The organism is Bradyrhizobium altum (assembly GCF_020889705.1).
In the GTDB taxonomy this organism is placed as follows: Bacteria; Pseudomonadota; Alphaproteobacteria; order Rhizobiales; family Xanthobacteraceae; genus Bradyrhizobium; species Bradyrhizobium altum.
Genome location: NZ_JACMYP010000281.1, coordinates 1 through 10,868 on the forward strand (window position 1 = coordinate 1; position 10,868 = coordinate 10,868).

Consider the following 10,868-nt stretch of genomic DNA (forward strand, 5'->3'; position numbering starts at 1 on the left):
CCGCCGGTGTCCGCGCCTGGGTGGTGCCGGGCTCGGAAAATGTCAAGCGCGAGGCGGTCGCCGAAGGGCTCGACAAGATCTTCATCGACGCCGGCTTCGAATGGCGCGAGCCGGGCTGCTCGATGTGCCTTGCCGCCAATGGCGAGGTGGTGGCGCCCGGGCAGCGCTCGGTTTCGACCTCGAACCGCAATTTCGTCGGCCGGCAGGGGCCGCGGGCACGGACGCACCTGGCGAGCCCCGCGAGTGCGGCGGCCTCGGCCATTGCCGGTGCGATCGCCGATGTCAGGATGATGGGGCGCTAGACGATGCCGAAACCGTTCGACAAGCTCACCGCGACCGCTGCGCCGATCATGCGCGCCAATATCGATACCGACGTGATCATCCGCATCGAGCGCCTGGTTGGCAATTCGATCCGCGGCACGCTCGGCAAATGGGCGTTCGGCTCGCTGCGCTATCTGGCCGACGGCTCGGAGAATCCGGATTTCATCCTCAACCGCGAGCCGTACCGGGAGGCGGAGATCCTGGTGACCGGACCGAACTTCGGCTGCGGCTCGTCGCGCGAAGGCGCGGTGTGGTCGCTGCAGGAGCGCGGCATCCGCGCCATCATCGGCTCGGGGTTCGGCGACATCTTCTTCGCCAACTGCTTCCAGAATGGAATCCTACCCGTCGTCGTCGACAAGGCGGTGGTGGATTCGCTTGCCGCCGACATCGCGGCGACGCAGGGCGCGGGCAAGGTCTCGATCGACCTCGAGGCGCAGACCATCGTCTCGCCGTCGGGCGCGCGGCATTCCTTCGAAATCGATCCGCGGCGGCGCGAAGGGCTGTTGAAGGGGCTCGACGAGGTGGCGCTGACATTGCAGCGCGACGACCAGATCCACGCCTTCCAGGCCGCCGACCGCACGGCGCGGCCCTGGATTCATTTTCAGAGAACACCCGCTTCAAGGACATCTGCATGAGCACGCAATCCAACATGGTCAAGGTCGCCGTTGTCGGCGGCGAGGGCATCGGTCCCGAGGTCACCGCACAGTCGCGCCGCGTGCTCGAGTGGTTCGCGGCTAAACGGAACGTGCCGATGACCTTGCGCGAGGCGCAGTACGGCCTGATCCCGTATCTGGCGACCGGCAAAGTGCTGCCCGAGGACACCGCGGAGGCGATGGACGAGGCCGACGCCATCCTGTGGGGCGCGACCGGCGGACCGGAGACCACCGAAGTGCCGGCGGCGGCGCGCAAGGCCGGCAGCCTGCTGGGGCTGCGCAGCAAATACGATCTCTACGCCAATTTGCGGCCGATCGCGGCGAGCCCGGCGCTGTCGGCGTCGGCGCCGCTCAAGCCCGAGGTGCTCGATGGCGTCGATTTCGTCATCATCCGCGAATTGACCAGCGGCATCTATTTCGGCGAGCCGCGCGGCATCGAGACATTGCCCGATGGACAGCGCCGCGGCTTCAACACCGAGCAGTACACGACGAACCAGATCCGCCGCGTGGCGCGCTCGGCGTTCGAACTGGCGCGGACCCGGCGCAACAAGGTCTGCTCGGTCGACAAGGCCAATGTGCTGGAGACCAGCGTGGTCTGGCGCGAGGAGGTGATCAGGCTGCACAAGGAGGAATTCTCCGACGTCGAGCTGACCCATCTCTATGTCGACAACGCCGCGATGCAAATCGTGCGCGAACCGCGGCAATTCGACGTCATGGTGACGGGCAACATCTTCGGCGACATCCTGTCCGATTGCGCGGCGATGGCCTCGGGCTCGCTCGGCATGTTGCCGTCGGCCTCGCTCGGTCCGGTGGATCGCTTCGGCCGGCGCAAGGCGCTGTATGAGCCGGTGCATGGCAGCGCGCCTGATATTGCGGGCAAGGGCATCGCCAATCCGCTCGGCTCGATCCTCAGCGTCGCGATGCTGTTGCGCCTGACGCTGAATCGCCCTGAGGATGCCGACCTGCTGGAGCAGGCGGTGCAAGCTGCGCTGGCGTCCGGTGCGCGCACCGCCGATATCGCTGAGGCCGGGGCGAAGAAGCTGTCGACCACCCAGATGGGCGATGCGGTGCTCAGCGCGCTCGACAAGATCTCGGCGAAGGAGCACGCGTGATGGCGCGCCTCACCATGCCCCACCTTTCGAGGCGATCGGCCCTGACGGTGATCGCCGCCGGCGGCGCGGCGCTGGCGACCGGGCGTGCATGGGCGCAGGCCGCGACCGGCCGCGCAATCTATCCGGTCGCGGTGCCGGTCTATCAGACACAATTTGTTGCGGACCGCATCGGCTACTTCAAGGAAGCCGGGCTCGACTGCAAGCTGGTGCAGGGCGGCAGCGGCGTGAAGACCCGCGAGATCATCGCCTCGTCGCAGGGCGACATCGGCATCGGCGACGTCACCCATCCGATGCAGCTGACCAATCATGGCCGCGCCGCGCGGGTGCTGCTGCCGGTCGACACACGGTCGAACTCGGTGATGTTCATCCTGCGCAAGGATCTGAAGGATCAGGGCATCAACTCGCTGGAGGCCTTCACGCAATGGAAACGACCTGACGGCCGCAAGCCGATCGTCTCGGTCTCCTCGCTCGGCGGCACCAACCATGTCTGGGCATCCTACTACATGGAAACCATGAGGCTCGACGACAAGGTGACCTGGATCGGCACCGGCAATGTCGACACCATGCTGGGATCGCTGAAGTCGAAGCAGGTCGATATCCTCGTCAGCTCGCTGTCGCTGCTCAACGAGGCGCAGCAGCAGGGCTGGGGCGAATTGCTGTTCGACGGCACCGACGAGGCGATCTGGAACAAGCATATCGGCGGCAAGGTGCCGGTGACCGCGCATTTCACGCTGCAGGCCACCATCGACAAGGACCCCGCGAAGATGCAGGCCTACGTCACCGCGCTGTGGCGTGCCTCGCAATGGATCAAGGCGCACAAGCCGGCCGAGGTCTATGATGCCATCGAACCCTATGTCGGCAGCACCTCGCGCGACGCCAATCTGCTGGAGATATCAGCGATCCAGAAGGTCGCGGACTATGAGGGCTCGATCGACGCGGCGAGCTTCGCGCGCGGCGAAAAAGTCTGGTTCCGCGAGATGACCGGGATCAAGCCGCTCAAGATCGCCGAAGTGGTCAACTCCAATCTCATCGACGCGGCGCGAAAGGCCTATCCGGGTTGAGCGCGCTCGAGACGAGCGCACCCTTGTCGCCGCGCGCGTCGGCCGATCGCCGCGTCGAGGTCAAGGGCCTGAGCAAGTCGTTCCAGCTCGCCAGGACCACCATCGAGGCCGTTCGCGATGTCAGCTTCGACGTGCGACGCGGTGAGTTCGTCGCGCTGCTCGGGCCGTCGGGCTCCGGCAAGAGCACGGTGCTCAACATGATCGCCTCGCTGATCCGCCCCACCGGCGGCGAGATCCTGATCGACGGCAAGCGCGTCGTCGCCGGCAAGGCGACACCCGATGTCGGCTACGTCTTCCAGCGCGACACGCTGTTCCCCTGGCGGACCGTCGCCGACAATATCGGCTACGGGCTGGAGCTATCCGGCGTGCCGGTGTCGGAACGGAGAGACCGTATCGCCGAATGCGTCGCGCAGGCCGGGCTCAAGGGATTTGAGAACGCCTATCCATCGGCACTGTCCGGCGGCATGCGGCAGCGCGCGGCGCTGATGCGGACCCTGATCGTCGAGCCGCAGATTCTCTTGATGGACGAGCCGTTCGGCGCGCTCGATACCCACACCAAGATCGACATGCACGAGGTGCTGCTTCGGATCTGGGAGCGCGAGCAGCAGACCGTGCTGTTCGTGACCCACGATCTCGGCGAGGCGCTGACGCTCGCCGACCGCATCATCCTGTTCTCGGCGCGGCCGGGGCGCATCAAGGACATGTTCGAAGTCGACTTCGCGCGCCCGCGCGATGCGGTGAAGGTGCGCGAGACCCCGCGGTATGCCGAGTTGTTCCAGCACATCTGGCATTCGCTCGGCGAGGAATTCGTCAAAGGTCGCAGCGCATGAGGCGATACAGCACGCTCGGCACGATCGGCTGGCAGGTCCTGATCTGCGCCATCGTGCTGTCGGTGTGGCAATGGGGTTACGACCTGCGCACGAGGCTGCCGTGGCTGGTGCCCGATCTGCTCGATCCCTATTTCATCTCGAAGCCGTCGATGATCTTCGACAACTTCCTGATCCAGAGCTGCCTGAAATCGAAGCTCGGCGTCTTCAACGGCTGGTTCAACGGCGAGTTCGCAAAGTGCCTGGCGCGCAACGAGAACAATCTCTGGGCCGCGACGGCGATCACGCTGAAGAACACCTTCTTCGGCTTCGTCACCGGCGTGGTCAGCGGCTTCGTCGCCGGGCTGATCCTCGGGCGATCCGACCGGCTCAGCGCGATCTTCCAGCCCTTCATCACCGCGGTGAATTCGATCCCGCGGATCGCACTGGCGCCGATCATCGTGCTGGCGTTCGGGATCGGCGACATGTCGAAGATCGTCACCTCCTGGATCGTCGTCGTGTTCCTGGTGTTCTTCAACACTTTCGAGGGCGCGCGTTCGATCGACGAGGGCTTCACCAATGCCGCGCGGCTGCTTGGCGCCAGCGAGTGGCAGATCACCCGCACCGTGGTGATCCCGTCGACCATGGCCTGGGTGTTCGCCTCGCTGACGCCGGCGATCTCGTTCGCGCTGATCGGCGTGATCGTCGGCGAGTTCATCGGCGCCGAGCGCGGCATCGGTCGCCTCATCATCGAGTCCGAGGCGCGCGGCGAGGCCTCGGGCATGATGGTCGCGGTCGTGGTGCTGATGCTGGTCGGCGTCGTGCTGTCGGCGATCATCTGGCGGCTGCAGGCTTATCTGCTGCGCTGGCAGCGGCAGCGCAGCGCCGACTAAGAAGCGGCCCGCGGCGACATTTCATTTTGTCGCGCGCGGGCCATTTCCAGACCTGGGCTTACTCAGATTTGGGCTGCGGTTTCCGACCGACCTGCGGCTGCGGTTTCCGACGGCGAGGTTTCGCCGTCGAGCCAATCCTGCTCCTTGGCCAGCGCGCGCCAAGCCGCCTCCATGCGCTTGTAGCGGTTGTAGGTCGGGTCGTCATCGGCGCGCTCGGCAAGCTGCGCGCAGTTCTCCGCATTGTCGAGATAGTGCTGCGATTGCTTCATGGAACGTCCTCCTGTTGATGAGGACGTGGGACATCAAATCAGGCTATTCAACGCATGGAACATGAGCATTTCGCCATATAGGTGAATGCCTGTTCAGCGAGGTTCCCCGCGCAGATTTCCGCATCTGCGCGTGAGCATCTGCATCATGATCGATATAGGAACGCTATGTCGCACTCGACGTTCCTCCTTCACATCGCAACTGGAGGAGGAGAGACGTCATGAGGAAGTATCTGTTTGCCGCGGCCATGGTGACCGCGATCGCTTCGCCCGCATTCGCCGATGAAATCGGTGTTCGTGCCGGTCCCGTCGGCGCGGGCGTCACGGTCGGCGAGTCGCATGAATATCGCGATCGGGATCGCGACCGCACCACGGTGATCAGGGAGCGTGAGCCGCGCAGTGACCGGACCACGGTGATCAAGAAGCAGGACGAGTTCGGCAATCGCAGCAAGACCGTGATCCATCACGACGACGATTGATACCGATCAAAACCATGAAAATGAAAGTCCGCCGCTGACCCCGTCACGGCGGACTTTCCATGTGCAGGTTGGCCTGCGCTGTTGCTAGGTGACCGGCGCCGGGTTGAACAGCGTCAGATCGTTGTGGATGCCCCAGCGGTCCGACCACGGCTTGGTCCGGCCGCTCGCGACGTCGAGGATCAGGCGGAACAGGTCCCAGCCGGTCTCCTCGATCGTCTTCTCGCCGGTCGCGATGCAGCCGGCGTCGAAATCGATCAGGTCCTTCCAGCGCCGCGCCAGCTCGCTGCGGGTCGCGACCTTGATGACAGGGGCTGCGGCAAGGCCATAGGGCGTGCCGCGGCCTGTCGTGAACACCTGCAAGGTCATGCCGGAGGCGAGTTGCAAGGTGCCGCAGATGAAGTCGCTGGCCGGCGTCGCGGCAAACAGCATGCCCTTCTGCCGCGCCTTCTCGCCCGGCGACAGCACACCTGAGATCGGGCCGGAGCCCGATTTGACGATCGAGCCCAGGGATTTTTCGACGATGTTGGCGAGCCCGCCCTTCTTGTTGCCCGGCGTCGTGTTGGCGCTGCGGTCGGCGCCGCCGCGGGCCAGATAGGCGTCGTACCAAGCCATCTCGCGGATCAGCGCGCGGCCGACATCCTCGTTGACGGCGCGGCGGGTCAGAAGCTGGATCGCGTCGCGCACCTCGGTCACTTCCGAGAACATCACGGTCGCGCCTGATCGCACCAAGAGGTCGGCCGCGAAGCCGACTGCAGGGTTGGCGGTGACGCCCGAAAACGCATCGCTGCCGCCGCATTGCAGGCCGATCACGAGATCGGCGGCCGGGCAGGTCTCGCGCGTGCGGGCGTTGAGCACCTTCAGCCGGGTCTCCGCCTGCGTCATGATGGCATCGACGATGGCGCCGAAGCCGTCAAAGGCTTCGTCCTGCATCCGCACGATGGCGTCACTGACGCCCTCCGGCACCAGCCGTTCCGGCGCGAGCTTCTCGCAGCCGAGGCCTATGACCAGGATCTCGCCGCCGAAATTCGGGTTGAGCGCGAGGTTCTGCAACGTGCGGATCGGCACCACGGCGTCGGGCGCCGTGATGGCGACGCCGCAGCCATAGGCGTGGGTCAGCGGCACGACGTCGTCGACGTTGGGATATTTCGGCAGCAGCTCGGCGCGGATGCGCTTGACCGCATATTCCATCGTGCCCTTGACGCATTGCACGGAGGAGGAGATGCCGAGGATGTTCTTGGTGCCGACCGAGCCGTCGGGATTGCGGTAGCCTTCGAACGTAAAACCTTCGAGCGGTGGCAGCGCCGGCGGCACCGCGGTTGCGATCTCGAGCCGATCAAGTGAAGGCGCCTCGGGCATCTGGATGCGCGCCTCGTCGACCCATTCGCCGGCGAGGATCGGCGACAGCGCATGGCCGATCACCTCGCCATAGCGGATGATCGGTGCGCCCTCGGCGATATCTTCCAGCGCGGTCTTGTGGCCCTGCGGCACGAAGGCGCGCAGCGTCAGGCCGCAGGCGAAACGGGAGCCGGCGGGCAGGCCGAAATCATTCACGACGATCGCGACATTGTCGCGCGCGTTGAGCTTGATGTAGCGGGGCTCCTGCGCGCCGATCGACTGGTCCATGAGGGCTCCGGAAGTTTGTAGGGCGGGTTAGCCGAAGGCGTAACCCGCCATGTTTGATGTACGGTGCCGATGGTGGATTACGCTGACGCTAATCCACCCTACGAATCTCAACCCGGGAACGTATAAGCCGTCTTCACCGTGGTGTAGAACTCGCGGGCATAGGCGCCCTGTTCGCGCGCGCCGTAGCTCGAGCCTTTGCGGCCGCCGAACGGCACGTGGTAATCGACGCCGGCGGTCGGCAGATTGACCATCACCATGCCGGACTCGCTGTTGCGCTTGTAATGCGAGGCGTGTTTCAGGCTTGACGTGCAGATGCCCGAGGCGAGGCCGAACTCGGTGTCGTTGGAGATCGCCAGCGCCTCCTCGTAATCCTTGGCGCGGATCACGCAGGCGACCGGGCCGAAGATTTCCTCGCGGGCGACGCGCATCTGGTTGTTCGCCTCGGTGAACAGTGCCGGCTGCAGGTAGAAGCCGGGCGTCTCGCGGTTCAGCAGCTCGCCGCCCCAGTGCAGGCGGGCGCCTTCGTCCTGGCCGATCTTGATATAGCGCAGGTCCTGGTCGAGCTGGCTCTGGTCGACGACGGGGCCGACATGCACGCCGCTCTTCAGCGCGTCGTCCACCGAAAGGCCCTTCATGCGCTCGGTCATCGCGGCGACGAAGCGGTCGTGAATCCCTGCGGTGACGATCAGGCGCGAGGAGGCCGTGCAACGCTGGCCGGTCGAGAAATAGGCGCCGTTGACCGCGACCTCGACCGCGACCTTGACGTCGGCGTCGTCGAGCACGACCAGCGGATTCTTGCCGCCCATCTCGAGCTGGAACTTCTTCATCGGATTGGAGAGCACGCAGGCCTGCGCGATCTTGCGGCCGGTCTGCACCGAGCCCGTGAAGGAGATCGCGGCAACGTCCGGATGATCGAGCAGGGTCTGGCCGACCACGGAGCCGGAGCCGACCACGAGGTTGAACACGCCGGCCGGAATGCCGGAGCGCGCGATGATCTCGGACAGCGCGTGCGCGGAGCCCGGCACCAGCTCCGCCGGCTTGAACACCACCGTGTTGCCGTAGCAGAGCGCGGGGGCGATCTTCCAGGCCGGGATCGCGATCGGGAAATTCCAGGGCGTGATCATGCCGATGACGCCGACCGGCTCGCGGGTGATCTCGACATCGAGACCGGGGCGCACCGATGCGCCCTTCTCGCCCATCAGCCGCAGCGCCTCGCCGGCGAAGAACGCAAAGATCTGTCCGGCGCGCGCCACCTCGCCGATGCCTTCCGGCAGCGTCTTGCCTTCCTCGCGCGCCAGCAGGCGGCCGAGCTCTTCCTTGCGGGCGAGGATTTCGACCGAAATTTTGGTTAGCGCGTCAAAGCGCTCCTGCGGCGTCGAACGCGCCCAGGCCGGGAAGGCGGCCTTCGCCGCGGCGATCGCCTTTTCGGTCTGTGCCTTGTCGGCCTTGACGTATTCGCCGACCACGTCGGCCGTGTTGGAGGGGTTGATGTCCCGCGTGATGCTTGTTCCGTCGACCCATTCTCCGGCGATGAAGTTCTTCTGGTGAGCGGTCATGTTTCCAACCTTTCTTGTTAGCGCACGAGGCAGGGACGCTTGTCGTCGAAGGTCCAGCCGGGGATCAGGAACTGCATGGCCAGCGCATCGTCGCGGGCGCCGAGGCCATGCTGCTTGTATAGCGCGTTCGCCGCCTCGATGGCAGCGCGATCGAGCTCGATGCCGAGGCCCGGCCGATCCGGGATCGCGATCTTGCCGCCCTTGATCTGCAGCGGCTCCTTGGTCAACGCCTGGCCGTCCTGCCAGATCCAGTGGGTGTCGATCGCGGTCACCTTGCCCGGGGCGGCGGCGCCGACATGGGTGAACATCGCCAGCGAAATGTCGAAATGATTGTTGGAGTGCGAGCCCCAGGTCAGGCCGTTGTCGCGGCAGGTCTGCGCCACCCGCACCGAGCCTTGCATAGTCCAGAAATGCGGATCGGCGAGCGGAATGTCGACCGCCCCAAGCCGCAGCGCGTGGCTGAGCTGGCGCCAGTCGGTCGCGATCATGTTGGTCGCGGTCGGCAGCCCCGTCGCGCGGCGGAACTCGGCCATGATCTCGCGGCCCGAGAAGCCGGCCTCCGCGCCGCAGGGGTCCTCGGCATAGGCGAGCACGCCATGCATGTTGCTGCAAAGCCGGATCGCCTCGTCGAGCGACCAGGCGCCATTCGGATCGAGCGTGACGCGGGCCTTCGGAAAGCGCTTTGCAATTGCGGTGACGGCCTCGATCTCTTCTTCGCCCTTGAGCACGCCGCCCTTGAGCTTGAAATCGGCAAAGCCGTAATGCGCCTGCGTCGCCTCGGCGAGGCGCACGATCGCCTCCGGCGTCATCGCCGCCTGATGGCGCAGGTTGAACCAGTCCGGCTTGCCGGTCTCACCCTCCACATAAGGAAGGCTGGTCTTCTTGCGATCGCCGACGAAGAACAGATAGCCGAGGGTCTCGACGCTGGTGCGCTGCTGGCCTTCGCCGAGCAAGGCTGCGACCGGGAGATTGAGATGCTGGCCGAGCAGATCGAGCAGCGCGGATTCCACCGCGGTCACTGCATGAATGGTAACGCGCAGGTCAAAGGTCTGCTTGCCGCGGCCGCCGGCGTCGCGGTCGGCGAAGGTCTGGCGCATCGAGGCCAGGATGTTGTTGCACGCGCCGATGCTCTGGCCGACGCGCGAGGTCGCGGGCGTCCTCCAGCGTCTTGCGGATCTTCTCGCCGCCCGGCACCTCGCCGACGCCGGTGTGGCCGGAGTTGTCGGTGAGGACGACGAGGTTGCGGGTGAAGAACGGCGCATGTGCGCCGCTCAGATTGAGGAGCATGCCGTCGCGGCCGGCGACCGGGATCACCTCCATCGCCGTGACGACGGGGGCGCCGGCAAAGCCGGTGCGGATCGTGTCTTGAATCATCTGCTCCTCCCTTGGTCGTTGGCCGTTCGGCTTATTCCGCCGCCTGCTGCGTTGCGGCCTGCGGCAGCTTCGCCACCAGCGCTGCGAGCTCGGCAACCTCCTGCTCGGTGAGATCGCCAAGCGGCGGCCGCACCGGGCCGGAATCGCGGCCGATCACCTTCATGCCGGCCTTGATGATCGACACCGCATAACCCTTCTTGCGGTTGCGTACCGCGATCAGCGGCAGGATGAAATCCTTCAGACCTGCATGGATGGTCTGATGATCGCGCCGGCGCACTGCCGCGTAGAATTTGGTCGCGAATTCCGGCACGAAGTTGAACACCGCCGACGAATAGGTGGTCACGCCCATGTCGAGATAGGGCAGCGCAAAGGTCTCCGCGGTCGGCAGGCCGCCGATATAGGTCAGGCGGTCGCCGAGCCTGGTGTAGACGCGGGTCATCAGCTCGATGTCGCCGATGCCGTCCTTGTAGCCGACGAGGTTCGGGCAGCGCTCGCAGAGACGCGCCAGCGTGTCGGGCTGCAGGATCGCATTGTCGCGGTTGTAGACGATGACGCCGATCTTGACCGATGAACACACCGCCTCGACATGGGCGGCGAGGCCGTCCTGCTCGGCATGCGTGAGATAGGGCGGCAGCAGCAGCAGGCCGTCGGCGCCGGCCTTCTCGGCGCCGACAGCGATCTCGCGCGCGATGGCGGTGCCGTAGCCGGTACCGGCCAGCACGGG

11 protein-coding genes and 1 pseudogene are annotated in these 10,868 nt (G+C 65.6%); 7 read left to right on the plus strand and 5 right to left on the minus strand.

The window, feature by feature from the left end; genetic code table 11:
• The 6 genes from H8B02_RS39730 to H8B02_RS39755 form a co-directional block, all read left to right on the plus strand.
• Positions 1 to 302 (plus strand): aconitase family protein (locus tag H8B02_RS39730; protein ID WP_249795575.1); only part of this gene is annotated, 302 nt, incomplete at its 5' end.
• Between the two features lie 3 nt (positions 303 to 305).
• Positions 306 to 956 carry a 3-isopropylmalate dehydratase small subunit gene (leuD, locus tag H8B02_RS39735; RefSeq protein WP_229171163.1) on the plus strand — a complete coding sequence of 217 codons (651 nt, stop codon included), beginning with the start codon at positions 306 to 308 and terminating at the stop codon, positions 954 to 956.
• Positions 953 to 2,086, plus strand: a complete 1,134-nt coding sequence (gene leuB, locus H8B02_RS39740) for a 3-isopropylmalate dehydrogenase (RefSeq protein ID WP_229171164.1) — start codon at positions 953 to 955, stop codon at positions 2,084 to 2,086. Before leuD ends, leuB begins: the two co-directional genes overlap by 4 nt.
• Positions 2,086 to 3,147 (plus strand): ABC transporter substrate-binding protein, encoded by a 1,062-nt coding sequence (locus H8B02_RS39745; protein ID WP_229171165.1) that lies wholly within the window; start codon positions 2,086 to 2,088, stop codon positions 3,145 to 3,147. Before leuB ends, H8B02_RS39745 begins: the two co-directional genes overlap by 1 nt.
• Positions 3,144 to 3,977, plus strand: coding sequence for an ABC transporter ATP-binding protein (locus tag H8B02_RS39750; protein WP_229171166.1), 834 nt, complete (start codon positions 3,144 to 3,146; stop codon positions 3,975 to 3,977). The genes H8B02_RS39745 and H8B02_RS39750 overlap by 4 nt, the downstream gene beginning before the upstream one ends.
• Entirely contained in the window at positions 3,974 to 4,846 is an 873-nt protein-coding gene (locus tag H8B02_RS39755) for an ABC transporter permease (RefSeq protein WP_229171167.1), read from the plus strand. The genes H8B02_RS39750 and H8B02_RS39755 overlap by 4 nt, the downstream gene beginning before the upstream one ends.
• A 62-nt stretch (positions 4,847 to 4,908) precedes the next feature.
• Here the strand turns inward: H8B02_RS39755 and H8B02_RS39760 are convergent, their stop codons facing one another.
• Positions 4,909 to 5,115, minus strand: a complete 207-nt coding sequence (locus tag H8B02_RS39760; RefSeq protein WP_229171168.1) for a hypothetical protein — start codon at positions 5,113 to 5,115, stop codon at positions 4,909 to 4,911.
• A gap of 218 nt (positions 5,116 to 5,333) precedes the next feature.
• Between H8B02_RS39760 and H8B02_RS39765 the strand changes: the two genes are divergently transcribed.
• Positions 5,334 to 5,591 carry a hypothetical protein gene (locus H8B02_RS39765; RefSeq protein ID WP_212315726.1) on the plus strand — a complete coding sequence of 86 codons (258 nt, stop codon included), beginning with the start codon at positions 5,334 to 5,336 and terminating at the stop codon, positions 5,589 to 5,591.
• An 84-nt stretch (positions 5,592 to 5,675) separates the two neighbouring features.
• On the opposite strand, the gene garD is transcribed toward H8B02_RS39765, so the two are convergent.
• The 4 genes and pseudogenes from garD to H8B02_RS39785 form a co-directional block, all read right to left on the minus strand.
• Positions 5,676 to 7,214 (minus strand): galactarate dehydratase, encoded by a 1,539-nt coding sequence (gene garD, locus H8B02_RS39770; protein ID WP_229171169.1) that lies wholly within the window; start codon positions 7,212 to 7,214, stop codon positions 5,676 to 5,678.
• A 107-nt stretch (positions 7,215 to 7,321) separates the two neighbouring features.
• The gene (locus tag H8B02_RS39775; protein WP_229171170.1) at positions 7,322 to 8,770 is read right to left on the minus strand and encodes an aldehyde dehydrogenase family protein; all 1,449 of its coding nucleotides are present in this window, start codon (positions 8,768 to 8,770) and stop codon (positions 7,322 to 7,324) included.
• A 17-nt stretch (positions 8,771 to 8,787) separates the two neighbouring features.
• Positions 8,788 to 10,144: pseudogene (gudD, locus tag H8B02_RS39780) on the minus strand (glucarate dehydratase).
• 31 nt (positions 10,145 to 10,175) lie between these two features.
• Positions 10,176 to 10,868: 5-dehydro-4-deoxyglucarate dehydratase (locus tag H8B02_RS39785; protein WP_229171171.1), on the minus strand; the 693-nt coding region annotated here is incomplete at its 5' end.

Excerpts from the sequence above, each read along its gene's own strand:
- leuD (WP_229171163.1), top strand. The coding sequence starts at position 306 with ATGCCGAAACCGTTCGACAAGCTCACCGCGACCGCTGCGCCGATCATG.
- leuB (WP_229171164.1), top strand. The coding sequence starts at position 953 with ATGAGCACGCAATCCAACATGGTCAAGGTCGCCGTTGTCGGCGGCGAG.
- H8B02_RS39745 (WP_229171165.1), top strand. The coding sequence starts at position 2,086 with ATGGCGCGCCTCACCATGCCCCACCTTTCGAGGCGATCGGCCCTGACG.
- H8B02_RS39755 (WP_229171167.1), top strand. The coding sequence starts at position 3,974 with ATGAGGCGATACAGCACGCTCGGCACGATCGGCTGGCAGGTCCTGATC.
- H8B02_RS39760 (WP_229171168.1), bottom strand. The coding sequence starts at position 5,115 with ATGAAGCAATCGCAGCACTATCTCGACAATGCGGAGAACTGCGCGCAG.
- H8B02_RS39765 (WP_212315726.1), top strand. The coding sequence starts at position 5,334 with ATGAGGAAGTATCTGTTTGCCGCGGCCATGGTGACCGCGATCGCTTCG.
- garD (WP_229171169.1), bottom strand. The coding sequence starts at position 7,214 with ATGGACCAGTCGATCGGCGCGCAGGAGCCCCGCTACATCAAGCTCAAC.
- H8B02_RS39775 (WP_229171170.1), bottom strand. The coding sequence starts at position 8,770 with ATGACCGCTCACCAGAAGAACTTCATCGCCGGAGAATGGGTCGACGGA.